The sequence below is a fragment of the Streptomyces sp. CB03234 genome (genome assembly GCF_001905885.1).
GTDB lineage: Bacteria > Actinomycetota > Actinomycetes > Streptomycetales > Streptomycetaceae > Streptomyces.
This window is the reverse complement of record NZ_LIYH01000004.1, coordinates 819,798-844,948: the sequence shown is the minus strand read 5'-3', so window position 1 is coordinate 844,948 and position 25,151 is coordinate 819,798. Positions and strand designations below refer to the sequence as shown.

General features: G+C 71.6%; 17 protein-coding genes, 1 pseudogene and 1 riboswitch. Of the genes and pseudogenes, 16 read left to right on the top strand and 2 right to left on the bottom strand.

Going from position 1 to position 25,151, the window contains the following annotated elements:
- The first annotated feature begins 173 nt into the window (after positions 1 to 173).
- The 3 genes from AMK26_RS20840 to AMK26_RS20830 all read left to right on the top strand — a co-directional run bounded on the left by AMK26_RS20840 (position 174) and on the right by AMK26_RS20830 (position 5,072).
- Positions 174 to 2,267: a transglycosylase domain-containing protein gene (locus AMK26_RS20840; protein WP_079277710.1), complete on the top strand. Its 2,094-nt coding sequence runs from the start codon at positions 174 to 176 to the stop codon at positions 2,265 to 2,267.
- A complete protein-coding gene (locus AMK26_RS20835) occupies positions 2,264 to 3,580 on the top strand; it encodes a hypothetical protein (RefSeq protein ID WP_073756174.1) in 1,317 nt (438 codons plus the stop codon). The genes AMK26_RS20840 and AMK26_RS20835 overlap by 4 nt, the downstream gene beginning before the upstream one ends.
- 82 nt (positions 3,581 to 3,662) lie before the next feature.
- Positions 3,663 to 5,072 (top strand): diacylglycerol/lipid kinase family protein, encoded by a 1,410-nt coding sequence (locus AMK26_RS20830; protein ID WP_073756173.1) that lies wholly within the window; start codon positions 3,663 to 3,665, stop codon positions 5,070 to 5,072.
- Here the strand turns inward: AMK26_RS20830 and AMK26_RS20825 are convergent.
- Complete coding sequence (locus tag AMK26_RS20825) at positions 5,062 to 6,057, bottom strand: hypothetical protein (RefSeq protein WP_073756172.1); 996 nt, start codon at positions 6,055 to 6,057, stop codon at positions 5,062 to 5,064. The two genes, AMK26_RS20830 and AMK26_RS20825, sit on opposite strands and share 11 nt — an antisense overlap.
- A 156-nt stretch (positions 6,058 to 6,213) precedes the next feature.
- Here AMK26_RS20825 and AMK26_RS20820 point away from each other — a divergent pair, with 156 nt between their 5' ends.
- From AMK26_RS20820 to AMK26_RS20810, 3 genes are all read left to right on the top strand, one after another.
- Positions 6,214 to 6,879, top strand: a complete 666-nt coding sequence (locus AMK26_RS20820; protein ID WP_073756171.1) for a hypothetical protein — start codon at positions 6,214 to 6,216, stop codon at positions 6,877 to 6,879.
- A gap of 592 nt (positions 6,880 to 7,471) precedes the next feature.
- A complete protein-coding gene (locus AMK26_RS20815) occupies positions 7,472 to 8,713 on the top strand; it encodes an amidohydrolase family protein (protein WP_241837987.1) in 1,242 nt (413 codons plus the stop codon).
- A gap of 261 nt (positions 8,714 to 8,974) precedes the next feature.
- Positions 8,975 to 10,129 carry an oxygenase MpaB family protein gene (locus tag AMK26_RS20810; RefSeq protein WP_241837986.1) on the top strand — a complete coding sequence of 385 codons (1,155 nt, stop codon included), beginning with the start codon at positions 8,975 to 8,977 and terminating at the stop codon, positions 10,127 to 10,129.
- Between the two features lie 246 nt (positions 10,130 to 10,375).
- On the opposite strand, the gene AMK26_RS20805 is transcribed toward AMK26_RS20810, so the two are convergent.
- Positions 10,376 to 10,879, bottom strand: coding sequence for a hypothetical protein (locus tag AMK26_RS20805; RefSeq protein WP_241837985.1), 504 nt, complete (start codon positions 10,877 to 10,879; stop codon positions 10,376 to 10,378).
- A gap of 162 nt (positions 10,880 to 11,041) precedes the next feature.
- Between AMK26_RS20805 and AMK26_RS20800 the strand changes: the two genes are divergently transcribed.
- From AMK26_RS20800 to AMK26_RS20760, 10 genes and pseudogenes are all read left to right on the top strand, one after another.
- Positions 11,042 to 12,016, top strand: a complete 975-nt coding sequence (locus AMK26_RS20800) for a GlxA family transcriptional regulator (protein ID WP_073756170.1) — start codon at positions 11,042 to 11,044, stop codon at positions 12,014 to 12,016.
- 63 nt (positions 12,017 to 12,079) lie between these two features.
- A riboswitch (cobalamin riboswitch) is annotated at positions 12,080 to 12,270 on the top strand.
- Positions 12,271 to 12,300: 30 nt separating this feature from the next.
- Positions 12,301 to 13,344, top strand: a complete 1,044-nt coding sequence (locus AMK26_RS20795) for an ABC transporter substrate-binding protein (protein WP_073756169.1) — start codon at positions 12,301 to 12,303, stop codon at positions 13,342 to 13,344.
- Positions 13,345 to 13,388: 44 nt separating this feature from the next.
- Entirely contained in the window at positions 13,389 to 14,492 is a 1,104-nt protein-coding gene (locus AMK26_RS20790; RefSeq protein WP_073756168.1) for a FecCD family ABC transporter permease, read from the top strand.
- The gene (locus AMK26_RS20785) at positions 14,489 to 15,292 is read left to right on the top strand and encodes an ABC transporter ATP-binding protein (RefSeq protein ID WP_073756167.1); all 804 of its coding nucleotides are present in this window, start codon (positions 14,489 to 14,491) and stop codon (positions 15,290 to 15,292) included. The genes AMK26_RS20790 and AMK26_RS20785 overlap by 4 nt, the downstream gene beginning before the upstream one ends.
- A 341-nt stretch (positions 15,293 to 15,633) precedes the next feature.
- Positions 15,634 to 16,407, top strand: coding sequence for a hypothetical protein (locus AMK26_RS37050; RefSeq protein ID WP_073756166.1), 774 nt, complete (start codon positions 15,634 to 15,636; stop codon positions 16,405 to 16,407).
- A gap of 336 nt (positions 16,408 to 16,743) precedes the next feature.
- A pseudogene (locus AMK26_RS36270) lies at positions 16,744 to 17,274 on the top strand (hypothetical protein); the annotation flags it as partial.
- A complete protein-coding gene (locus AMK26_RS20775; RefSeq protein WP_073756320.1) occupies positions 17,275 to 18,702 on the top strand; it encodes a hypothetical protein in 1,428 nt (475 codons plus the stop codon).
- Entirely contained in the window at positions 18,699 to 20,198 is a 1,500-nt protein-coding gene (locus AMK26_RS20770; protein WP_073756165.1) for a vWA domain-containing protein, read from the top strand. The genes AMK26_RS20775 and AMK26_RS20770 overlap by 4 nt, the downstream gene beginning before the upstream one ends.
- Before the next feature lie 46 nt (positions 20,199 to 20,244).
- Positions 20,245 to 21,357 carry an ATP-binding protein gene (locus AMK26_RS20765; RefSeq protein WP_073756164.1) on the top strand — a complete coding sequence of 371 codons (1,113 nt, stop codon included), beginning with the start codon at positions 20,245 to 20,247 and terminating at the stop codon, positions 21,355 to 21,357.
- Positions 21,354 to 24,137, top strand: coding sequence for a DUF5682 family protein (locus AMK26_RS20760; RefSeq protein WP_073756163.1), 2,784 nt, complete (start codon positions 21,354 to 21,356; stop codon positions 24,135 to 24,137). Before AMK26_RS20765 ends, AMK26_RS20760 begins: the two co-directional genes overlap by 4 nt.
- Positions 24,138 to 25,151: the final 1,014 nt, after the last annotated feature.

Genomic DNA, 25,151 nt, shown 5'->3' with positions numbered 1-25,151 from the left:
AAGGGGACTGTCCGACCGGCCTGTTATCTTTACGTGACATCGCGAGTGTCACTCTCGGTCAGGCTCAGGGGGGCGCTTTTGTGATGGCTTCATCGCGCCGGTAACTCGGATGTGGGTCCGGAGAGCCGCGACCGCCGCGGACCTCCGGGCCGACAAGGCATGGCTGGACGGGGATGACCAAGCACATCAACTACAGAAGAGTCGTGGACACGCTGCGTACCGCGGCACGGCCCCTGACCAGGGCCCGGGGAACGGCGAGGAAGTCCCGCTCCCCTCGCGGCCTCCGCCGGCCCGACTACCCGCGATCCGGCAGGAGCGGCTGGCGCAGGTGGGTGCCCTCGTGGCGCCAGGCCCTGGCCTCGTTCCTGATGGCCGCGGCAGGCCTCGTGGGAATCGTGGCCGTCGCCTACGTACGTACCGAGATACCGGAGAACCTGAACGGTTTCGCCACCCAGCAGGACAACGTCTACTACTGGGCCGACGGCTCGCCGATGGCCCGCACGGGCTGGGTGCGGCGCCAGGAGATGCCCCTGGACAAGATCCCGGAGCACGTCCGCTGGGCCGTACTCGCCGCCGAGAACGCCGGTTTCTACTCCGACCCCGGCGTCTCGGCGAGCGGCGTGACCCGGGCCCTGTGGCGGACGGTCAGCGACGGCGACACCCAGGGCGGGTCCACCATCACCCAGCAGTACGTCAAAAACGTCTACCTCAGCCAGGACCGGTCGTTCTCCCGCAAGTTCACCGAGCTCCTGCTCGCCGTCAAACTGGACCGGCACCACAGCAAGGACCAGATCCTGGAGGACTACCTCAACACCAGCTGGTTCGGACGCGGTACGTACGGGCTGCAGCGCGCCTCCCAGGCCTACTACGGCAAGGACGTCACCCAGCTCGACGCCAGTGAGGGAGCCTTCCTCGCCGCCCTCCTCAAAGGCGCCTCGCTCTACGACCCCGCCCTCTCCCCCGCCAACCGCGAACGTGCCGTCGAACGGTGGGCGTGGACGCTGGACCGCATGGTCGAGATCGGCCGGCTCTCCCGCGAGGAACGGGCTCGCTACACCACCTTCCCGGAGCCCAGGGTTCCGACCAAGCCCAGCACCGCGGGCGGGCAGAGCGGCTACCTGGTCGAGCTGGCCGAGACGTACGCCAAGCGCGCAGGACGCATTCCCGAGGCACGGTTCGACCTCGGCGGCTACCAGATCTACACGACCTTCGAGAAGCCTCGTACGACGGCCCTCACCAGGGCAGTCAACGACGCGCGCGCCACCCTGGACCCCGAGAACCGCGAGGCGGACCGGTACGCCCGGTTCGGCGCCGCCTCGGTCGCCCCCGACGGCCGCATACTGGCCGTCCACGGCGGACCGGACTACCAGAAGCAGGCCTTCAACGAGTCCAACGCCGCAACCGTCCCGGCCGGCACGGTCTTCACGCCCTTCGTCTACGCCGCCGCTCTCGAACACGGCGTACAGCGCGAGCGCGGCGGCCCCCGGACCCCCGTCACGCCCTCGACCGTCTACGACGGGAACGACGGCGTACCCCTGATGACCCCGGAAGGCCCCTATTGGGACCGCGCCGGCAAGATGGTCAAGGGCGTCAACCTCGACGGCCGCTCCCACGGCCGCATCAGCCTCAGCCGCGCCATGGCCGAGTCGGCCGACGCACCCTTCCTCCAACTCGGCATGGACGTCGGTCTGGAACAGGTGCGCCGCACCGCGCGGTCGGCCGGACTGCTCGATTCCAGCTTCGGCCCCCCGGTGCCCGACTTCGCCCTCGGCAACTCCACGCCGAGCGCCATCCGCATAGCGAGCGCGTACAGCATGTTCGCGGCCCACGGCACGCACACCGAGCCGTACTCGGTGCTCCGCGTCACCCACCGGGGCGAGCCCGTCCCCTTGGCCGCACCGCGCAAGAAGCGCGCCGTGAGCGCCACGGTGGCCGACCAGGTCACCGATGCCCTCTCCCGCGCGACCGGCAGCGGCGAGGGCGGCAGCGGCGAGGGCGGCAAGGCCATGGGCCGGGCCGCGGGCAAGGCCGGAGGTACGCGGGACGACACGGCACGCTGGTACGCCGGTTACACGCCCACCGAGGCCACGGCCGTCGTCGTGTACCGCATGGACCTCACCAAGAGCCTCGCGCCACTGCCGCTCACGGGCCTCGGCGGCGACTCCACGACCGGGGCCGACCGCCCGGCCGGAATCTGGAACCAGTACACGAACGCGGTGGAGGGCACATCGGGCCGGGCCGCGAACGATCGGGGGAAGACACAATGATCCGGAACATCCCGGCGCTGCGCCGCCTGCGGGAACGCACCACCACCCGCGGGATCGCCCTCGGTGTCGCCGGGGCCGTCATCGCGACCGGCGCGAGCCTGCTCCCGCTGGTGACGGGCGGCACCGCACCCGACGGCGGCCCGGCGGCGTCCGCCGACCGGACATCCGCACCCGCACCGCGGCCCTCGGCCGGACAGAAGAGCGGCGGCACGGACAAGCGGAACGCCGACGACGAGAACTGGGACGGCCGGGTCAGGATCCTGGGGGACGGGTCCACCTCCTACACCGGCCCGCAACCCGGGCAGTTGAAGGCCGAGCGGCTGAAACCGGGGCAGCGGCCACCCCAGTTCGTCGTCTTCTCCTGGGACGGCGCCCTTGAGGGCGACGACCGGCTCTTCTCCCGCTTCCGCCGCGTCGCGAAGGAGAGCGGCGCGCACATGACGTTCTTCCTCACCGGCATCTACCTGCTGCCGAAGGAGAAGAGCAACCTCTACCGGCCGCCCCAGCACGGTGCCGGAGCGGCGGCGATCTCCTATCCCACCCGCGAGCACATCCGCACGACCCTGGACCAGCTCGGCGGGGCGTGGAAGGAGGGCCACGAGATCGGATCGCACTTCAACGGCCACTTCTGCGGGGCCAGGGGTGGCGGGGACTGGAGCGCCGCGGAGTGGACCAGCGAGATCGACCAGTTCTACTCCTTCGTACAGAACTGGAAGACGAACACCGGTTTCACCGACCTCGCCCCCCTCCCCTTCGATCCCACCCGCGAGGTCGTCGGCGGACGCGCGCCCTGCCTGGAAGGGCAGAAGACTCTCATACCGGCGTCCAAGCCCTTCGGATGGCGCTACGACGCCAGCTCCGCGGGCGACTTCCAGGTCTGGCCCTCGAAGAAGGACGGGGTGTGGGACCTGCCCCTGCAGATGCTGCCCTTCCCGGGCAAGGACTTCCAAGTGCTGTCCATGGACTTCAACTTCCTCTACAACCAGTCCAAGGGCCTCACGGACGGCGATCCGGCGATGTACGCCACCTGGCGCAAGCAGGCCCGCGACTCCTACCTCGCCGGATTCGAACGGGTCTTCCACGGCAGCCGTGCGCCCCTGTTCATCGGCAACCACTTCGAGAAGTGGAACGGCGGAATCTACATGGACGCGGTGGAGGACGTGATGAGGGACGTCTGCCGGCGCAAGGAGGTCCGCTGCGTCTCCTTCCGTGAACTGACCGACTGGCTCGACGCCCAGGACCCCAAGGTCCTGGCCCAATGGCGCACCCTCGATCCCGCCCAGCCGGCCGGGTGGTCGTCGCTGGGCAGGTGATCCGCCCGCCCGTCCCCTGCACCGGCGGGGGGACCGGGTTCACCCGGGCCTCCTACGATGTCCGCGGACGAGGGGAGGGCTCATGGGGGTCGGGGCCGGGGTCGGCTGGCACGCGAGCGAGCGGGCCCACCGGAAGCAGCGGTGGTCGGCCAGGGCGTCCCTGGCCGCGGTGACGCTCGCCGCGCTGCTGCCACTGGTGTACGGAGGGGTCGGCGGCGTACTGCTGCTCCTGGCCGGCGTGGCGGGCATGGCCGTCACGGCGGCCGGCCTGTGGTGGGCGCTGACCCGTCGCGGGGTGGCCCGTGTGGCCGCCGCGGCACTGGCCGTGGCCGCACCGGTCGCCGTGGTGGGGATGTTCGCGGCCGCCAACCTGCTGTGGGTGGTCACGCTCTCGCTCGCGCTGTGGGCCGTCGCGGTCTGGACGGGGCGGTACGCGCTGCGCAGCACCGGGCTGCGTCCCGTTCGGGTGAAGGAGCACCGGACGCCGCCACCACGGCGGCCGTTCCTCGTGATGAACCCGCGCTCGGGCGGCGCCAAGGTGGAGCGGTTCGGCCTGAAGGAGAAGGCGGAGCGGCTCGGGGCGCGCGTGGTGCTGCTCGACCCGGAGCGGCCCGAGGACGTCACGGAGCTCGCCAGGCGGGCGGTGGCGGACGGCGCCGACCTGCTGGGCGTCGCGGGGGGTGATGGTACGCAGGCGCTCGTGGCCGCGGTCGCCGCCGAGCACGGGCTGCCGTTCCTGGTCGTCTCCGCGGGCACCCGTAACCACTTCGCCATGGACCTGGGGCTCGACCGCGACGACCCTGCCGCCTGCCTGGACGCGCTCACCGACGGCGTCGAACTCCACGTGGACCTGGGCTTCGCAGGCGGGCGTCCCTTCGTCAACAACGTCTCGTTCGGTGTGTACGGAACGGTCGTGCAGAGCCCCGCCTACCGGAACGACAAGGTCGGCACGGCGCTGGACCTGCTGCCCGACCTGCTCACCCGGCAGAGCGGGCCCCGGCTGACCGCCCACGCCGAGGGAACGACGCTCACCGACCCGCAGGCGCTGCTGGTGAGCAACAACCCCTACCGCAGGGACGATCCGGCCGGCCTGGGCCGACGCGAGCGTCTGGACTCGGGTGTGCTCGGCGTCCTGGGCATCCGGGTGGACAGCGCAGCGGAGGCCGCCGGCCTGCTCCTGGACCCGGAGGCGGGCGGGCTGACGGTGCTGACCGCCCGTGACGTGGTCGTCGAGGCCGACCGCCCCTCCATCGAGGTCGGCATCGACGGTGAGGCCTTCGTCCTGCCCGCCCCCGTCCACTGCCGCATCGCGCCCCGGGCACTGCGCGTCCGCGTACCCCGGTTTCGGCCGGGAGTCCCGCAGCCCCAGCCGCCACTCGACTGGCGCCGCCTGCGCAAGCTCGCCGCGGCGGTGGGCCGCACGGCGGTCACCGGGCGCCCCCGGAGTCGGCATGCGGTGTCGGAACCACCCTTCATGGGGCCTACTGCATGACCTGCAGGTGGGGGTGGTCGAAGGATTCGGGGCACAGGTACACCTGCATGGTGTAGCCGCGGCCGATCGAAATCCTCGTGGGTTCATGGGATTCGGGGTACAGCGGTCGTTCCGCCGGGGGCGGCTCCTCCAGCGGGCACCAACTGCCGGTCCCTCCGTCCCATTCGGAACTGTCCAGGGTCAGGAACGGACGCATGGTGCTGCCGCATTCCTCGCAGAGCATCGGCCAGGGGTCGCAGAAGCTCCAGTTGCCCCACCCGCCCAGCTTCCAGCCGGGGGCGACGGCGAGGTCCCACTGGTAATCGTACGGACGGCCCTCCTCCCAGGAGTGGATCCGCTCGCGGAGGCCCTCCTCCAGCTCGTGCGGTGCCGGGTACTCGACGACCGGTTCGGGGTGGAGGAGGCACGGTTCGGGCAGCGCCCCGCCCTCACTCACCACGGGCGGCGGCACGGCGTCCCGCACCGCGCCCACGGTGCCGGCCGCGCGCCAGCGCAGCCGCACCCCGGGCATGCAGTCCTCACCGTGCTCGAAGGAGCACCAGAGCACCTGAAGGAGGTCGGTGCCGGGCGGACGGGGAAGGGACGGTACGTCACGGGCGTAGAGCTGCAGAACGGGCAGCAGGGGTACGGGACCGTCGGCGGGCAGAGGCTTGCCCGTGTATCCGAGACGGTCCAGGAAGGCGCGCTCGTCGGGGGTGAGGAAATCGGTCCCGGGTATCCGGGGGCGGGCCCAGCCCTCGGTGAGTATGCGTCTCTCCTCACGCAGGTCGTCCAGGGTGTAGCCGGTCAGCCAGGGGCCCGTGTGCTCGGGACACGTGGGCCACGGTTCGTCCACCGGCCACAGCAGCGGCCCGCCGGCGGAACTGTCCGCCGCGGTCGGTGCACCCGGCCGCGGATGCAGGCGAACGGCGGTACGCGCCAGCGGCGCCAACTCCGGGAAGACGGCGGCGATGTCGACGGGACGAGGTGGTGTAGTACGCGACATGAAGCGAGGCTAGCGTCCGGATCCGACAATCCCCCGAACCGGCCGCCCCCGCCGCCCAACCGCCCGCCCGGCGCGGCCGGGCTCGGCCGTATCGGCCCCCGCGACGGCGGCACTGCGGGTAGCGTCGGCGGCGTGCGGAAGCGGGAAGGGGCGGCGATGCTCACGGTAGTGGGATTTCGGCTGGGGGACGGCGGTCGGCACCTCACGGCGGTGGTGACGGAGTCGGGGCGGCTCCACCGCGCCCACGGTGCGTACGGTGCCGTGGGGCGGGCCTCCCGGCCGGACGGGCCGGTCGGCCAGAACCCCGTGCACCGGCACGTGGCCCGCTTGCGGAGCCTTCACGCCCGGTACCAGGGCAAGGGCTACTCGGTGGAGTTGGTGCCGGGCGCGTGCGTACGGCTGGACCTGCGGGAACCCGCGCCGGTGCGGGTACCGGGACGGCTTCACGACATCGAGCAGCCCTGGCCCGACCTGTTCCGGGCGTTCGCCGATGCCGCGCCCGCCGCACCGCGCGGGAGCCTCGAAGAGGCGATCCACGACTTCTACACCACGATCGGCGCGCCCGCACGCCCCCGGCACCTCGACCGCCTGGCCCGCGCCACCCCGGCGGCCGTCCTGCCACGACGCGTAGCGGCGCTGCGGCGCGTCCTGGCCGGCGGCTCGGCCATCCGTTCCTCACCGCGCCTGGCCGTCGGCTACACGGTCACGGCCGACGACGTACGCCTCCATGTGGGCCGGGCCGGGGAGAGCCTGCCGCGCGAGGACGTCGTCGAACTGCACGCGGCACTCAGCGCCTGGCTGCACCTGAACGCCCCGGAGTGACACGGGCGGACCGTCCCTCACCGGCAGTCCGGCGAAACCCTCCCCAGGACAGGCCTTCCACGGCGCATCCGGGACATGGATGGGACGCCGGTCTCACGCGCCTGGTCCACCGCGCCGCCCATGCTGGGGTCCGTCGTGGTCCGAGGGAGAGTGATCACATTCCTTCCCGCCAGCTGCGGACGTGTTCGGGCGGCTTACCGGATCAGCCCCGTGCGACCACCTGTGCCCCCTGTGCCACCTGTGTGGTGACCGCTCCAATGTCCCGCTCCGGACGTCCCAGGAACATGAGGCCGCCATCCCATACCGGCCCCGGTTCCCTTGCCCCAGGCGACCGGGAACGCGAACGGACGGGCCTCATGAAAGGGAATTCCACTATCGTTGGCCGGAATTACGACTTGCCCCCGGCTGAGGGGCGCGGGATACAAGCCCCATGACGGAGTCGTCCCGCCTGAGCCGCCGCAGCGTGCTCGCCGGTCTGAGCAGCGTCCCTTTCATGGCGGGCGCTCCCCCGTCCGGCCACGGATCGCAACCCAACGACAGACCCGGACACTCACCCCCCACCTTGCTCCGAGGGGCGGAGCTGGTCCTCACCATGGACCCCGATGTGGGTGACGGGCCCCTGGGCACGCTGCGTCACGCCGATGTGCTGATGCGGTACGGCAGGATCGCCGCCGTGGGCCGGCGGCTGCCCGCGCCGCAGGGGACGCGGGTGCTGGACATGAGCGGACGGATGGTGCTGCCGGGGTTCGTCGACATTCACAACCACCTGTGGCAGTCCAGCATCCGGGGCGGATGCAGCAGTCAGGACCTGTACGGCTGGCTGGCTGCCTGCAACAGCACGACGCTCGCCAGGATCGACGCCCAGGACATGTACCGCTTCGTCCGCCTCGCCGCGCTCGACGCACTCCAGGCGGGTGTCACGACCGTCGTGGACTGGGTGCACCCCATCCCGTACGACACCACCGAGCGCTACATCGGGGCACTGGACGACTCCGGGCTGCGGTTCGTGTACGCGATGATGCAGACCGTTCCGAACGCCGACCTCGTACCCCGGGTGAAGAAGGAACTGCTCGACCCGCTGCCCCTGGCATCGGCCCAGGTCTCCGTCCACGCCGGCATGGCGGGTGTGGACCGGCTGCGCCGGTTCGGCGAGATCGCCCGGGACCTCGGGGTGATGGTCAACTCCCATGTCCTGGAACACCACACCGACCGCCGGGACGACCCGGTCCGTGCGCTGCGGCTGGCGGGGGTCTTCGGGCCGGATCTGCTGATGAACCACGCGATCCATCTGACCGATGACGAGATCGCGTCGGCCGCCGGGCACGATGTCCGCGTGGCCCACTGCCCGCTCAGCAACATGCGGCTGGCCTCGGGGATCATCAGGCTCCCCGAACTGCGGGCCCACGGTGTGAAGACGGGGCTCGGTCATGACGGGGGAACCAATGACACCTCCGACATGTTCACCGTCATGAAGGCGGCCGTGGGACTCCAGCGGGCGCTGCACCAGGACCCCGAGGTGCATCCCACGATTCCGTCCGTACTGCGCATGGCGACCCTCGGCGGAGCCGAGTGCGTCGGCATGGCGGACCGCGTCGGCTCTCTCACCCCCGGCAAGTGTGCCGACGTGGTGGTCATCGACCCGGGTACGCTCAATTTCGCGCCACGGTTCGACTGGATCAGTCAGATCGTGCTCAACGGCCAGCCGCCCAACGTCAGTCACGTCTTCGTGGACGGCCGGATGCGCAAGGCGCACGGCGAACTGCTGGACGTGGACACGGCCACGGTCATCCGCGAAGCCGAACTGGCGGCCGCCCACGTCCGCGACCGGGCCTGAACCGCGCGCCGTTCAGCGGGCCCGGCGGGGCCGAATGCGCCCCTGAGATGCGCCGGGCGCACTTCCGTTTGCCTCGGACGGGGCATCGCGGGCCCGTCTTCACTGGGGCAGGATCACGAGCGGTGATCTTGCTGAGAGGCAGGCCCTGGCTGTCCATGATGGACAGGAGCCGGTCCCGCGGCGGGATCGTACGCCGCCGACGCGTGGGGGCAGGGGCTCGGCGGCCGTTCAGTTCTGATCGACGGAGAACGGAGTTCTGCTGTGCCGCTGACAACCGCCAATGCCGTGGCCGAGATGGAGGCCGCCAGTAAGGTCGGGGACCCGGCCGCCGACGCGCTGGTGTCGGACCTCATCGACAACCGGGAGGTCGACGGGGTCAACCACCTGTTCCGCACCATCAACAAGCTGGGTCCCGGCCAGGACCTGTCGCAGCTGCCGGAGCGGCTCGCCCAGTTCCTGCGGGACGCGGAAGCCCCGCCCCCGGACTGGAGCGACGCGGATGTGAAGGCGGCGGAGGGCTTCTTCGACCACCACCACGGGGAGGCGTCGATGCTCCAGGGCACCGTGGGCCTCATCGGCACGTACCTCTCTCCCACCGGGGCGTTCACGCTGCGCTCCACGGGCCGGCTGGGCGGCGTGGAGGGCCCGGGACGAAGGCTGTCGCAGTCCTCGCGGCTGTTCATCGACATGGGCAAGCGGAACGCGATGCGGGACGGCAGCCTGGCCGCGACCGTCACGAAGGTGCGCCTGGTCCACGCCTCCGTGCGGCAGCTGCACAAGAAGAGCGGTGAGTGGGACTACGCCAAGTGGGGCGAGCCGGTCTCGCAGAAGTACACCACCGGCGCCGCCTGCGTCTTCAGCACCCAGATCCTCCAGGGCATGAAGAACCTCGGCCTGCACGTGTCGAAGGACGACGCGCACGGCTTCATGTGCGCCTGGCACTACGTCAACCACTACCTCGGCACCCCGGAGAAGTGGCTGCTGCCCAAGAACGCCGACGAGGTCGAGGCGGTCTGGAACGCCCAGCGCGACAAGGAGTGGAAGAAGACCGACGACGGTGTGTTCATGACCGCGCAGGCCATCGCGTTCTACCGGGACCTCGTCGGGCCGGGGGCCAGTGACGCGTACATCGCTCTGACCCGCGTGGCGCTCACCGACAAGTACGCCGACATGGCGGGCGTCCCGAAGAGCCCCCTCGACCTCGCGGGCAAGCCCCTGGCCGTCGGCCACGGCCTCGTCAGCAACACCGCCGGCGGTCTCTTCGGCGGCGCCGCCAAGAAGACCGTCGGTGTCAACCCCTACAAGGAGATCCTCGGCGTCGCCTCCAAGGCGTTCAACGAGGTCGAGAAGTACGCGCTGACCCACGACCAGGACGACCAGCCCCAGATGCACCAGGAGCTGCACGACAACCGCTGACCCAGGCGCTGCCTCCCGGGCCGCGTGGCGCCCGGTCGCCGCGGGCGGTGCCAGGCCGACCCCACGAGGACGTACGGCCCCGGGCGGCGACCGGCCCACGGCTGCCGGCCGCGTCGGCCGCGTCGGCGGTGCGGATGCCCGGCGAGCGGCACGAGCACGTACGCCACGCGGCCGCCGGCCACCTCCGGTTGCCCGGGACGCCGCTGGTCCGGTTGTCGCGTGACACCCGCACGGCCCGTCTCCCCGTCAGGCCATGACGGCCATGGACAGAGCCCCGAGGACGTCGACGACACAGCACCATTCCGACCATGCCCGGGGCACGACCTTTCCGGTCCGATGGTGGGCGAAGTCCCAGATCCCGTGGGCCAGCCAGCCGGCGGCCACGACGTAGAGGCCGAGAGTGCCGTCGACGGCCAGAGCGGCCAGTGCCACGGCCGTGAAGCCGAGGAGCCCCGCGATCTGGACGACGAGGACGCCGGGGCGGCGCAGTTCGCCGCGCAGTGACCCGAACAGCAGGTAGCACAGCGGCATGACGACGAGGAGGGCGGCCAGGAGCCCCACGGGCGGCACGCCGTCGACGAAGGTGACGACCACCAGGGCGAGTGCCAGCACGGTGGGCCACCGGTGGCCGAGGGCGCCCAGCACGCGCCCGGCGCCGGAGGGCGAGCTCTCCCGGTGGGGACGGGCGGCGGCCGGGCGGGTGCCGTCGTCGCGGTGGTGGTGGTTGTCGTCGCGCGTGGTGCGGGTCATGGCGTCCCCCGGGTGATGATGGCTGGAGCGTTGTGGCGAGCGGGCCTTCCCTGCTCCACTGTCCGGCTCCACTGTCCGGCTCGGCCGGCCACGGCCGTGCGCGTCCGCGGGATCGATGTCCGTAACCTTGGGGTACCGGTCCTTCCGGCATAGGGTCGCCGCATGGCGGAACGGCTCATGGTGGTGGTCGGCTACGAAGCGGCCGAGCTGCTGGACATCGCGTGTGTGACCACGAGCCTGGCCCTGGCCAACGAGATCGGTGACCCGACCGTGCCGTACCGGGTGTGCGTGGCCGGGCCGGGCGGCGGCCCGATCGTCTGCGGCTCGGGGCTGGTCCTGCAGAGCCAGCAGCCCCTCGAACGGCTCGTCGGCCCGCTCGACACGCTGATCGTCTCGGGCGGCCTGGGATTCGAGCGGGCGGCCGCCGACCCCCGGATCGTCGGTCACGTCCGGCGTCTGGCCAAGGAGAGCCGGCGGATCGCCTCGGTGTGCACGGGGGCGGGGGTCCTGGCAGCCACCGGGCTGCTGGACGGGCGCCGCGCCACCACACACTGGCGGTTCGCGCCGCAGTTCGCCGCCCGCCACCCGGAGGTCCTGGTGGACCCCGCGCCCATCTACATCCGTGACGGGAACGTGTACACGGCGGCCGGGATCACCAGCGCGATGGACCTGACCCTCGCGTTCATCGAGGAGGACCACGGACCCGAACTGGCCCGCAAGGTGGCCCGGGCCCTCGTCGTCTACCTGCAACGGCCCGGCAACCAGACGCAGATGAGCCTGTTCACCGCCGCCCCGCCGCCCCGCAACGAACTGGTCCGCGAGCTCGTCGAGCACATCACCGCCCACCCCGACCACGACCTCGGCACCGCGGCGCTCGCCGCACACGCGGGAGTGACGCCACGTCACCTCACCCGGCTGTTCACCGAGCACCTCGGGCAGGCGCCGGGCAGGTTCGTCCGGCTGGCGCGTACCGAGGCCGCCGCGCATCTCCTCGCGTCGACGACGCTGCCCATGGCGAGTGTGGCCGCCCGCTGCGGATTCGGCTCCGCGGAGTCACTGCGCCAGGCGTTCACCGGCCGGTACGGGATCTCACCGTCCCGCTACCGGGCCGCGCAGCACCGGCAACAGCCCCGGTGACGACGCCGTACCACCAAAGGGGGCGTACGGCGCCGACCGCACGCCCTTTTGCGCTCCACTGAAGGAAACGTAGTATCACCTGGTCATCACCGCGACGGGAGACAGGAAGCCGGTGCGAATCCGGCACGGTCCCGCCACTGTGACCGGGGAGTGGAACCTTCGAGGACGCCACCGCGTACGTACGTACAGCGCGGGAAGGCAAGGGGGAACGTCGATCCGGGAGTCAGGACACTGGCCTGTCGCGGGCCCATTCCGAGGAGCGCGGACTCCCCAGGAGGCTTCACGTGTACGACGGCACCCACCGTCCCTTTTCCCTCCCCTCAACACGCCATGCCCTGCGGCGACGGGCACTCGCCACGGCTCTGTCCGCCGCGCTGTCCGCCGCCCTGCTGACCGGCTGCGGCGCGAAGGGCGAAACCCGTGACCGAGGCGGCGCGGCCACGTCCGTGACGGGGTTCCCGGTCACCATCGACAACTGCGGCATCCGCACCACGTACGACGAACCCCCCTCCCGGGTGGTCACCATCCACCAGCACCCCGCCGAGCTGATGCTCGCGCTGGGCCTGAAGGACAGGATGGTCGGCACCGCCTTCCCCGACTCGGCCGTTCTGCCCGCGTACCAGAAGGACTTCGCGGCCGTCCCGGAGCTGGCGGAGAAGGAGCCGTCCTTCGAGACCGTCCTGGAGGCCGAGCCCGACTTCGTCTACGGCGGCTACGGAAGCGCGTTCGCCCAGAACGAGGGGCGGTCACGCAAGGCGTTCGCCGACGCGGGCATCGACACCTACCTCAACCGCGAGTACTGCGGCAAGAAGCAGGTGTCCATGACGGACACGTACGACGAGATCCGTACCATCGGCAGCATCTTCGGCGTGCCGGAGCGGGCCGACAGGCTGGTGGCCGGTCTCCAGGACCGCATCCGGAAGGCCGGGGAAGCGGTCAGGGGCGCACCACCGGTATCGGTGTTCGTGTACGACAGCGGCGACAAGTCCGCGTTCACCGCGGGCGGCAGGAGCCTGGGTACGGAGATCATCCGGCTGGCCGGAGGGCGCAACGTCTTCTCGGACCTGGACGACGTCTTCGGCGACGTGTCGTGGGAGCAGGTGGTCGCCCGCAGGCCCGAGGTGATCGCGATCTACGACTACCGCGGCGCCGGGAGCGTGGAGCAGAAGAAGAAGTTCCTGCTCTCCCAGCCGGCCCTCGCCGACGTGCCCGCCATCAGGAACAAGCGGTTCGTCGTGCTGCCGCTCACCGCGACACTGGTCGGCGTACGGCCTCCGTACGCGGTGGAGGACCTCGCTCGCGGGCTGCACCCCGAGCGCTTCCGGTGACGGCCCGCACGCCCGCACGTACGCCGGCAGGCCCGAGCGACACGATGTCCGCGCCCTCCCCCGGGCCCGGGTCGTCCCTCGCCGGCCCCCGGGCGAACCCGCCGCGGGAACGGGCGTACGTCCTGACGCTGGGGGTCCTCGGCGTGCTCCTCCTCGTCTCCGTCACGGCCGGGCTGGCCATCGGCTCGGTGCACGTACCGCCCGGCGAGGTGTGGAGCATCGTGGCGCACGGCCTGGGGGCCGACTGGTCGGAGCCGGCCTGGTCACGCGCACGCGAGACGATCATCCTCGACGTTCGGGCGCCACGCGTCCTGCTCGGAGCGGTGATCGGAGCGGGGCTGGCCGTCGTGGGTACGGCCATGCAGGCCCTGGTACGCAATCCCCTCGCGGAGCCGTACCTGCTCGGCGTCTCATCGGGCGCGTCCCTGGGCGCCGTCATCGTGATCGTCTCGGGCGTCAGTCTCTTCGGAGCGGTGTCGCTGTCGGTGTCCGCGTTCGCCGGAGCGCTGCTGACGCTCCTGCTCGTCTACACCACGGCGCGGGCCGGCGGGCGCATCACCTCGGTCCGGCTGGTGTTGTCAGGGGTGGCGGTGGCCGCGGTACTCAGCGCGGTGACGCACCTGCTGCTGCTGACCGCCGACCGGGGCAACCAGACGCGCGAGGTCCTCGCCTGGACCATGGGCGGCCTCGGCGGCGTCCAGTGGGCCACGTTGTGGCTGCCCGCGGCCACGCTGCTGGTGGGCATCGGTGTGCTGCTGGTGCAGGCCCGGTCGTTGAACCTGCTGCTGGCGGGCGAGGAGGCCGCCACCACGATGGGGCTCGACGTGGGGCGCTTCCGGGCCCGGATGTTCGTGTTGCTGTCCCTGGTCACCGGCGTCCTGGTCGCGGCGGCCGGACCGATCGGTTTCGTCGGGCTGATGCTCCCGCACATCGTGCGCTTCTTCGTGGGAGGCGACCACCGCCGGGTGCTTCCCACGGCGGCCCTGGCCGGAGCGGTCTTCCTCATCTGGGCCGACATCGCGGCCCGTACGGTCGCCGCCCCCATGGAGATCCCCGTCGGCGTCCTGACGGCGCTGTGCGGCGGGCCGTTCTTCCTGTGGCTGATGCGGCGGGACGCCCGGCGCAACACCGACCGAGGAGTGGCATGACCGGGAACCACCTCGCCGTCGAGGGCCTCACCGTGAGCGCGGGGGCCCGCCGTCTCGTACGGAACGTGTCCCTGACCGCCGAGCCCGGTGAGGTGATCGGTCTGGTCGGCCCCAACGGAAGCGGCAAGTCGAGCCTGTTGCGCGCCGTGTACCGCGTCCTGCGCCCCGACGCCGGGCACATACGCGTCGACGGAACAGACGTCCGGTCACTGCCCGTGCGCCGGCTCGCCCGGACCATGGCCGTCGTGGTGCAGGAACCGGGTGCCGCCTTCGACCTCACGGTGCGGGACGTGGTGGCCATGGGCCGCACACCGCACAAGGGGCTGCTCGACGGCGACACCGCCGAGGACGCCCGACTGGTCGAGTCGTCCCTGGCGTCGGTCGACGCGGTGGAGCTCGCGGACCGTTCCTTCGACCGGCTCTCCGGCGGTGAGCGGCAACGGGTGCTGATCGCGCGGGCGCTCACCCAGCAGCCGTCGCTGCTCGTACTGGACGAGCCGACCAACCACCTCGACGTACGCCACCAGCTGGAGGTGCTGGGCGTGTTGCGTCGCCTGCCCGCCACGGTGCTGGTCGCGTTGCACGACCTGAACCTGGCCGCCTACTACTGCGACCGCCTGTACGTCCTCCGGGACGGCGAGGTCGCGGCCGTGGGCCCGCCGCGCGAGGTGCTCACCCCGCGCCTGCTCGCGGAGGTGTACGGCGTGGCGGGGGAGGTCGTCGTGCACCCCCGGACCGGGGCGCCTCACGTCACCTTCCTCCCGGGTGACGTATCGCCGGAGGCGGACCGCGTCCGCTGAGCCCGGGCGCCGGGCCGGTGTATGGGAGAAGCCCCGGGCTTTGGCCGCCCGGGGCTTCTCCGTGCACCCATCGCCGAGTTCAACGACCGAGACCCGGGTGGGTCACGGGCAGCATGGCCTCCGCTGCGTGGGGCCGCCGGCGCTGGGTGGCCGCTCTGCTCTCCGCACCGCGTTGCTGAATTGCTTTGCCATGCGAATGAGTTGGCATCGCTCGCATGCCTTTCGGCTTCGCACAACAGTTGCTTTGCCCGGTCGCCTTGTTTGCTTGTCGCAACGCCACAGCCTTACCCTGCAACGCAGTCCCCATCCCTCACATACTTCACGAACCCGCAGGAGGGCACATGCCGAACTCGGCGACCGCAGCAGGAAGCATCGAAACAACCACCGCGCTGCTGAGGGAAGAACTCCCCCAACTCGAACAGCACCAGCAGGCGCTGGAGAAGGACCTCGCAGCCGTCACCGAGCGGCTCGAATCGGTCCGCAGTGCTCTCACCGCGCTGCAGGCCCTGTCCACCGTGGCGATTCCGGCACCGCGCTCCGAAGTACGCGCGGACGCCGGGGAAGCGGTGCAGTCCGCTGTCGCAACACCCGAGGCCGAGCCCGTGTCCGAAGCGGTGCCGGAGGCCGAGGTGGCCCCGGAGGCGGAGCTGGAGACGGTGCCGGAGACGGAGCTGGAGAAGGCGCCGGAGACGGAGACGGCCACCGCACAGGACGCTCCGGCACCGCGCACGCGCCGTGCCACTGCCTCCGGGCGGAAGAGCACGGCCAAGAAGACCACCAAGAGGACCACCAAGCCGGCGGCCAAGCCGCGCCAGGCGAAGAAGACCGACACGGCGAAGAAGACCACTGCGGTGAAGGCCCCGAAGGCCAGGAAGACGGCCGCCAAGGACTCCTCCCCCGCTCCCGACAACACCGGCGGCCTGACCGATCAGGTCGCCGCCGTGCTCGCCCGCAGCGGCGACACGCCTCTGCGTGCCAGGGACGTCGCCAAGGAGCTCGGCCGCGACGACACCACCGGCGCCATCAACACCGTACGCAGCACCCTCGACCGTCTCGTCGCGACCTCCCGCGCCCGCCGCGCAGGCCGCGGCCTGTACCAGGCTCCCGCCAACTGACTCCCGACTACCTGAGCATGCAGCCCCGTCCCGGCAGCCCTGGGGCCGCCGGGGGGCCTGCACGCAGTCAGGGGCTGCCCTCCGCACTCTCCCTCGCAACCCGACGACGCCCCGGACGTGGCCGCGCTCCCCGCGGAATCGAAGCCGTCCCGGGCCCTGGACGACTCCGCCCCTTCGTGCGGCCCTCCCGCCTCGCTCGTCGGACGCACCCCCATCTCCTCCTGGACGCACCGCTCCCCACGTCGCCGGCCGCCGGACGCACCACGGCTGCGTTGTCAGTGGTCGCAAGTATGTTCAGTCGTGTTCCGCCGGAGTGGCGCGGATGCCCCCTCACGCATGGGAGATGGTGCGTTGTCAGACTGGGAGTTGTCAGACTGGGAAAGGTCGAGCACGGCGCGGGTGACAGCGCCCGCACGGCCACGCAAGCTCGCCAAGGTGCCGTTCGTCGAGCTGGCCGACGGGCGCTTGCAGGGTGTGGTGTCCAGTGGCTCGGACATCGAGAGGGTCTATGTCTCGTCGGTCGCGGCCGGCACCTACGCGTTCGCCTGCAGCACCAACAACAACCGGCCCTGCGGCGGTGCGCGCGGCTCGTTCTGCAATCACATCCGCGCCCTGATCAACGAGGCGGTGCTCCAGTACGGCGCCGAGCGCGTCGCCCGCTATCTCAAGGCCGAGGCCGTGGACGGGGCGCCGAGCGCGCAGACCATCACCGCCGACATGAGCAACGCGCGTCCACCGCGCGGGGACACCAATGCCGCCGGGCCCGTGTTCAGCCGGTTCCTGCGCCATCTGGCTTACCTGGAACTCGCCCCGAGCACGGGGCCGTTGCCAGAGATGCAGTGGTTCCCGCCGACCAGGGCGGTGGCGATGGGGGTGCCCCCGCGCGCGCTCGGTTCGAGCGCGGGGGAGCGCGTCGACCTGCTCTCCGAGCCCATCGCCGGGCTCGACGAAGCCCTGGAGGCCGTCGACGCATTCGACCAGGCTCTCGTCGTCGGCCTGCTCCGTCCCCAACCCGCCCAGGCCGCCGGCCTGGCCCGGCTCGCCCACGCCGTGGCGGGGTCCCCGTTGGCGTCCAGGGTCGCCGAGGCGGCCGAAAAGACGGCGGACGGAGCGGCGAGCGAGGACCATTTCGTCGCCCTCGCCGCCGCCCGCGCCGCGCTGCTCGGCTCGGTCCATGACGCGCTGATGGTCCGCGTCGGGGAGGCGACCGGCCGGCCCCGCGGCGAGGCGTCCCTCCCGGCCTCCGGTGGGCAGCAGGCGGCGAACGTGCTCGCCGCCGCCCGTTCGTGGCTGGCCGATGTGGCACGCGCCGGGTGGCAGGGAATCGACCACGACGTGGTTTCCGGGGCGGCGCACGTGGTCTCCGCGATGCTTCCGGACCCCTTCCTGCGCCGCCTGGCCACGCTCCTCGACGGCTTCGCCGCCGAACTGGCCGCTTCCTGCCCCGGTGCGAGCCTGGAGCGCGTTCCGGTACGCCGCTGGGCCGACCTGTGGTCGCGTGCCATGCTGCTGACGGTGCCCGGCGCCGCCGGCGTGCCCACGGCGGACACGGCGACCGGCCGCCTGTTGCCCCTCGGGGTCGACGTCCATGAGCACGCCACCGCCGTACAGGCCCAGGTCCACGCGGTGTTCGAGCCCGCGGACGGCTCCACGCCCCGCCTGGTACGTGCGGCCGTGTCGGCGCCGAAGCCGGACACGGTCGTCGGAGCCGGGCTCTGGCAGCTGCTCCGCCCGCACATGTCGCTCCTGGCAGCCGTCGGCGAAGGCCGCTCGATGGACCTGGCCGGCATGCCGGTCACCGCCGAGGGCGATCTGCTCTGGACCGACGAGCACGCCCGCCCGGGTGAGCCCACCGACGCGTTCGCCACCGCTCGCGTCGCCCTTCCGGCCGCGACCGATCCGGTGACCGCGCCGCTGGACCGGCACCCGGCCCGCATCGCCGTACCCGTGTTCCTGGAGGGCTACACCGCTCACAGTGACGACGACGGCCTGACGTTCAGCACCGCCGGTTACGCCCTGGCCGTCGACACCGACCGCGTGCCGGCCGCCGGACCGCTCACCCCCGAGGCCGTCGCGGCGTCCGGAGCGTGCATCGGGCTGCTCCGCTGGGACGCCGGCTCGTATCGGGTCCAGCCCCTGGCCGTCGAGACCACCGTACGGAAGAAGGCCGTCACACTCCACGCCGGCGGATGGGCCGGGGGCACGACCGACAAGGCCGGTATCAAGGCCGAGAAGGCCGCCACCGACGCCGTGGCAGTGCTGCGGGAGCGGGCCGGAAGGTTGCTGCGGAAATGACCGAGCACACGAGCGGGCCAACGGCCGCAGCCGGGCAGCCGGCCGGGGGGCCGACCTCGCGGACGCCCGGGGCGGACCCCCACGACAACCGCCGTCAGGTGCTGTACTGGCGGCTCCTCGCCCGCCTCTTCGACCACGAGGAGCAGCCCACGCTGGAGTCGGCGAGCCTCGCCGTCGTCGAGGACATCGGCCTGCCGTCCGCGTTGCTGGACCCCCAGGCCTCCGTCGACTCGATCGTGCAGCGCCACCCGGAGCTGGCCGCCGAGTTCGACGGTCTGATGGCGCCCGAGCCCACCGAAGACGAGGGCGGCCGGGATCGCGCCGGCGAAGTGCGGCGCGCGGCACTGGTGTCGAAGGTGCTGCTCAACGTCTTCGCCTCCGGCTCCGGCACGGTCACGGCCGGACAGCTGGCCCGCTGGCAGTCCGACGCGGGGTGGCTGGAGCGCGCACTGGGCTGCAAGCCCGGCGAACTGCGTGGCGGCCGCGCCGGCGGAGGAGCGGGGGCAGGGGCGGGTGCGGGAGCCGGGGGAGGCTCGGCCGGTGGGGGCGTGAGCCCGACCGGCACCGGCGGCCGCGGCACGACGCCCGATCTCGGTCGGCTGATCCCGGCGATCGGACCGGAACTCGGCGCCATCGAGGCCGACCTCGTCAGGCGGATGCAGCTGCGTGAGGTACTGGCCGACCCCAGGCTCGCCGCGCAGCTCACCCCGAGCATGTCGCTGATCGAGCAGTTGCTGCGGGACAAGAACAACCTCTCGGGCGTGGCCCTGGCCAATGCCAAGGCCCTGATCCGCCGCTTCGTCGACGAGGTCGCCGAAGTGCTGCGCACCCAGGTGGAGAAGGCCACGGCAGGCGCCCTGGACCGCTCCGTCCCGCCCAAGCGGGTGTTCCGCAACCTCGACCTCGACCGCACGATCTGGAAAAACCTGACCAACTGGAGCCCGGAGGAGGAGCGGTTGTACGTCGACCGCCTCTACTACCGGCACACCGCCCGCAAGACGACGCCCCAGCGGCTCATCGTCGTCGTGGACCAGTCGGGCTCCATGGTCGACTCGATGGTGAACTGCACCATCCTGGCGTCGATCTTCGCCGGGCTGCCGAAGGTGGACGTCCACCTGATCGCGTACGACACGCAGGCACTCGACCTCACGCCCTGGGTGCATGACCCCTTCGAGACGCTGCTGCGCACCAATCTCGGCGGCGGCACCGACGGCACGGTCGCCATGGCACTGGCCCAACCCAAGATCGCCGAGCCCCGCAACACCGTGGTGGTGTGGATCTCCGACTTCTACGAATGGCGGACCGAGCCGCTGTTCGAAAGCATGGCGGCCATTCACCGCTCAGGAGCCAAGTTCATCCCGGTCGGCTCGGTGACCAGCTCGGGGCGCGGCAGCGTGAACCCGTGGTTCCGGGAGCGGTTCAAGGACCTCGGTACGCCGGTGCTCTCCGGCCACATCCGCAAGCTCGTCCACGAACTCAAGACGTTCCTCGCCTAGACATCCCTCTGGACATCCCTCAAGACTCGCCGAGAAAGGCCCTGTTATGTCCGACCTGTTGCGCGCGCCCGCCGAGATCAAGTACGCCGAGGAGCTGGACTGGCTGGAGTCCGTCGACGACGGCCCCAAGCCCTTCTCCTGGCGCCTGTCCCCGAAGATGGTCCGCCTGTTCATCCTTGGCTCCGAGCGCTCCGACGGCCTGGAGCGGGAGATCTCGCAGAAGTGGTTCGGCGACCGCAGCTTCGTCGAGCGGTCCATCGTCACACTGGCCTCCGACCGCGGTCTGCTGCTCATAGGCGACCCCGGCACGGGAAAGAGCTGGCTGGCCGAGCTGTTGTCCGCCGCGATCTGCCGCAACTCCACACTGGTGGTGCAGGGCACGGCGGGCACCACCGAGGACCACATCAAGTACTCCTGGAACGTTTCCATGGTCATCGCCAAGGGCCAGTCCCGGGAGTCGATGATCCCCTCGCCGATCATGACCGCGATGGAATCCGGGTCCATCGGCCGTTTCGAGGAGCTCACCCGCTCCACCAGCGACGTCCAGGACGCGCTGATCTCGATCCTGTCCGAGAAGTACATCTCGGTCCCGGAACTGGACAGTGACAACATCGTCTTCGCCAAGCCCGGGTTCTCGGTCATCGCCACCGCCAACAGCCGCGACCGGGGCGTCAACGACCTGTCCTCCGCGCTCAAGCGCCGCTTCAACTTCGTACGCATCCCGGTGGTGACGAACAAGAAGAGCGAGGCGGAGATCGTGCGCTTCCGCACCGAGGAGCTGCTGCGACGCCACCGGATCGAGCTTGACGTGCCGCCGACACTGCTGGACGTGCTGCTGCGGAGCTTCGCCGATCTGCGTGCCTCGGCGGCCGCGGCCGGCAGCGACGACGAGAAGCTGGAGTCCGCGCTGTCCACGGCGGAACAGATCGGCGTGCTCGAGGACGCGATCCTGCACAGCAACTTCTTCGGCGAGCGCGCGCTGACCGCCCACACACTGGCCTCCTCGCTCGTCGGGTCGCTGACCCGCCGCGAGCCCGAGGACCTCGCCATCCTCAACAAGTACCTGCACGGCGTCGTCGAGCCGCGCAGCAAGGACGAGGGCGGCTCGTGGCCGGAGTTCCTGGAGGGCGGCCGCGACGCGATCGCCACCCTGTCATGAGCGGTACGCACGAGGGGACCTTCGAGGCACTGCGCGGGCAGCTGCAGGAGGCCGCCGCGACGTTCGCCGACGGGCCGGACGCGCTGGAGGGCATCCTCCTCGGCATCGTCGACGACGTGGACCGCGCGGTGCGCGAGCCACTGGAGATCTTCCCCGTCTGCCACCACTCGCCCGCCTCGGCGATCGCCATGGCACGCCGCCTGCGGGAGAAGCAGCCGAAGGTCGTGTACTTGGAACTGTGCGAGGACATGGCGCCACTGCTGACCGAACTGCGCAACTGCACGCTGCCGGTGGCGGTCCAGGCATTCGCCACCGCGGTCGAAGGATTCCCGGCCGAGTGGTCCCCGCTGTCGGTGGTCGCACCGATCACCGAGGCCTCGGCCGAGTACCAGGCGATCGCCTACGCCCTGGACACGCCGGGTGTCGAACTGGTCCTCGTCGACCGCTCCTCCGACCACGTCTTCCAGTGGGACGCCCGCGGGTCGCACTCCACCGGGCCGGCCGACCCGGACGCGCCGCCCGCCGAGGAGGAGGCCGCGCTGCACGGCGACGCGATCGGTGTGGAGATCGGTGACCTGCGGCCGCGCTTCGCCGATCTGGAGGAGCACCTGCTGCGCCACGGCAAGGTGCGGCACTGGTCGGAGTGGTGGCACCAGTACGTCGAGCTGCCGCTCGGCGACTGCGACCACGACACCTACCGCCAGGTCATGCTCCTGATCGGCAGCCTCTTCAGGCGCCTGGCGCCCGGCGATCGCCATCGGGTGCGCGTGGACGAGGACCGCGAGCGCTACATGTGGACCAGGATGCGCGAGCACCTGGCCGCCACCGGCACGGATCCCGCCAACTGTCTGTACGTCTGCGGCGCCTTCCACGCGGCCAGCCGCGTCCCGGAGTTCGGGGTCCACGGCACGGACACCTTCGAGATCGGTCCGCGCACTGCCACCACGTGGCAGCACGGCCTGATCCCTTCCAGCCACGCGGCGATCGAGGCGCAGTTCGGCCTCGCCGCCGGTTCGGTGTCCATCGCCGCGACGGTCTGGGCGAAGAACCTCAGGCGCACCCGCGTGGAGCCATTCCGCCTGGCGGGACAGGCGGGGACGAGCAAGTCGAAGGCCAAGAGGGCCGTGGCCGCGCCGGCTCCCGTACCGGCGGTCGCTCCCTCGGACAAGCTGACCGGCTTCCTGCGACAGCCGTCCGTCCTGGACCAGCTGGACGAGGCCGAACTGCTCGGCTGGTCGGTGGAGATCGTGCGCGCCGCGCGCCGCAACGGCTATCTCGCCTCCACCGCCGACGCCATCGCGGTGTTCGAGACGTCGATCCTGCTGGCCGGAATGCGCGACCGGGCCCGGCCGACGCCGTACGACTTCCAGGACGCGGCCGTCACCTGCATCGAGAAGGACTCCGTGCCGGGCCGGCGCGATGTGCGCCGGCTCGTGGAGATCATGATGGGCGGCGACCGGGTCGGCCAGGTCGGCTACGACGCGCTGCCGCCCCTGGCACGTGACGTACACGACCGGCTCGCGCCCTTGCGGTTGAAACTTCAGCAGCGCGGCGTGCAGCGGGCGTTGCTGGACATCGCCTCCCAGCCCGGACTGGAGCGGTGCTCCGACGTGCTGTGGATGCTGCGCTACCTGATGCCGCAGGGCGCCGCACGGCCCATCATGGGCGAGCGGCGCCTCGGCGAGCGGCCGATCCAGGAGTCGTGGGATCTGGCGCTGGGCACCCACCAGCGTGCGCTCATCGAACTCGGCTACGAGGGCGTCAGCATCGAACAGGTCCTCGAGCAGCGCCTGCGCCGCACGGCATACGGCCCGCACGCCACCGCGGCGACCGTCCTGGAAGCCGTCGAGGACGCGACGCTGTACCTGCGCAGCCGCCGTCTCACCGACGAGCTGGGCACCCGCGCCCTGGAGGTGCTGTCGGCCGAACGCAGTGTCGACGGCGCACCGGAGGTGCTGCGCCGCGTGCGGCGGCTGCTGGCGCACTACCGCACCAGCGAGCCGGTGCTGCCACCGTGGATCGAGTCCTTCGTCAAGACCGGATACGCGCACTACTGCACCCTGCTGCCGACGGCGTTCACCGACGACGACGCCACGGTCCGCCAGGTGGCGGCGATGCTGGGCTTCCTGTTCAGCATGGAGGGCCTGGCGTTGTCACTGGGCTGCGACCGGACCCAGCTGGAGCTGGCGGTCGCCCAGTCGCATCCGCAGGACCCGTCGAAGACGGCGCTGCTGTGGGCGGCCCAGACGCAGCTCGGGCTCCTTACCCGCGCGGACCTCCGGGCGAGGTGCGACGAGCTGCTCGCCAACCCCTTGGTGGTGCCCGCCTATCCGCGCTACCTGAGCGGCCTCGTACACGCGCTGGAGCCCGTCCCGGGCCTCACCGACTTCGTCGTGGAGGCGGTGTCGAACGCGTTCGGACGGCTGCCGGACCCGGTGCTGCTGCCGTGGCTGCCGACCCTGATCACCACCCTGCGGTCGGGCGGCGCCGAGTTGGCCCCGCTCCTGATCCGTGAGGCCGGACGCGTCTTCCCCGGCCGGCTCGCCGCGCTGGACGCGTGGGTGCCGCCCTGGGTGGCGCAGCCCGAACCGGAAGCGGTGCATCGGCCGGGACGGGCGGCGCTGCTCGCCGCCCACCCCGCGACGTGCGACGCGGTGGCGAGCCTGCTGGGCTGCGACGGAGCATGGGGCGCAACGGATCCCGGTCCGTCAGGCGCGGCACTGGCCGGTCGCCATCCGGAGACGGCCGTGGCACTGGAGGTGCTGCTGGCCGGCGCATGACCTCCCCCACCGGAAGGCCCCGCCTTGCGGCCGCTCGCCGATCAGTACGTCGTACACATGGCGCGACGCGGCCGGCGGCGGATGCGCTGGAGGCGGAGCGCTGAGCGTCAGTGCGGCGGCATGGCGAGTTGCCGCCTTGCGGCTCTGCCGACTTCCTCCGAAGGGCATGGAACCGGCAGACCCCGTGAGAGGAAGAGAGGCACCCATGCGTCCCTTCAAGACCCGCCACGTCACCGTCGCTGCCCTGTGCGCCGTCACAGTGGGGGCGGTTCTCGCTGCCGCCCCCACTGTGGGAGCAGCCCAAGGCGAGGCGCCCGCAGTGAAGGCCACCCAGGTGAACACGCATCGGGCGCATCTCGAGTTCGGCGCAGACGGCTCCTTCGAGGGGACCGCCAGGTGTCCGGACAGGCGCGCCCACGCCGTCGGAGGTGGGTTCGACCTGTCCGAGGGCGGACAGGCATCCGCATCCCGCCCCGAAGGAGACCGAGGCTGGTACGTCAGGGCCACGGCTCCGGGGGTCGTCTACGTCCGCTGCCTCCTGGTCACCTGAGAAGTGCACCACGTAGACCGTTCACCGGTGTACGTGCTGCAGCGGTGGAGCGCGGCGCTCACGCCGGACGACGCGTTTCGGCGCGAGGTACCGAGCCGGATGCTCAACGCCCCTTTCGGGTGGTGGAGTCGCCCGGGCGTGACGCCGAGCCGGCGTCGCCGCGGCGATGGCGGGACGAGGGCCCACCGCCGTGCGGTGGCTGCCCGCCCCGGGCGGCCAGGGCGAGACGCGGCTCGCCGGGCGGTTCGCGGCGGAGGCGGCGGGCGCCGGCGGACAGGCCGTCACCGCCGCCAGGCCGACTACCCGGCACAGCCCCGGGCCGGGTAGCCGGCACACTCCTCACGGGGGGGCGCCGGCACGCCTAGTGCGCCCCGCCTGCTCCCGCACCGGCTCGTGCACGCCCAACACCCCGACGACCGATCCGTCCGGCGCCATGAACACGACATCCCGGGGGATCGTTCCGC

Coding starts and splice junctions, on each gene's coding strand:
- AMK26_RS20825 (WP_073756172.1), bottom strand. CDS start 6,057: ATGTCGCGTACTACACCACCTCGTCCCGTCGACATCGCCGCCGTCTTC.
- AMK26_RS20775 (WP_073756320.1), top strand. CDS start 17,275: ATGGGGGTGCCCCCGCGCGCGCTCGGTTCGAGCGCGGGGGAGCGCGTC.
- AMK26_RS20760 (WP_073756163.1), top strand. CDS start 21,354: ATGAGCGGTACGCACGAGGGGACCTTCGAGGCACTGCGCGGGCAGCTG.
- AMK26_RS20765 (WP_073756164.1), top strand. CDS start 20,245: ATGTCCGACCTGTTGCGCGCGCCCGCCGAGATCAAGTACGCCGAGGAG.
- AMK26_RS20815 (WP_241837987.1), top strand. CDS start 7,472: ATGGACCCCGATGTGGGTGACGGGCCCCTGGGCACGCTGCGTCACGCC.
- AMK26_RS20820 (WP_073756171.1), top strand. CDS start 6,214: ATGCTCACGGTAGTGGGATTTCGGCTGGGGGACGGCGGTCGGCACCTC.
- AMK26_RS20770 (WP_073756165.1), top strand. CDS start 18,699: ATGACCGAGCACACGAGCGGGCCAACGGCCGCAGCCGGGCAGCCGGCC.
- AMK26_RS37050 (WP_073756166.1), top strand. CDS start 15,634: ATGCCGAACTCGGCGACCGCAGCAGGAAGCATCGAAACAACCACCGCG.
- AMK26_RS20790 (WP_073756168.1), top strand. CDS start 13,389: ATGTCCGCGCCCTCCCCCGGGCCCGGGTCGTCCCTCGCCGGCCCCCGG.
- AMK26_RS20785 (WP_073756167.1), top strand. CDS start 14,489: ATGACCGGGAACCACCTCGCCGTCGAGGGCCTCACCGTGAGCGCGGGG.
- AMK26_RS20830 (WP_073756173.1), top strand. CDS start 3,663: ATGGGGGTCGGGGCCGGGGTCGGCTGGCACGCGAGCGAGCGGGCCCAC.
- AMK26_RS20800 (WP_073756170.1), top strand. CDS start 11,042: ATGGCGGAACGGCTCATGGTGGTGGTCGGCTACGAAGCGGCCGAGCTG.
- AMK26_RS20840 (WP_079277710.1), top strand. CDS start 174: ATGACCAAGCACATCAACTACAGAAGAGTCGTGGACACGCTGCGTACC.
- AMK26_RS20805 (WP_241837985.1), bottom strand. CDS start 10,879: ATGACCCGCACCACGCGCGACGACAACCACCACCACCGCGACGACGGC.
- AMK26_RS20835 (WP_073756174.1), top strand. CDS start 2,264: ATGATCCGGAACATCCCGGCGCTGCGCCGCCTGCGGGAACGCACCACC.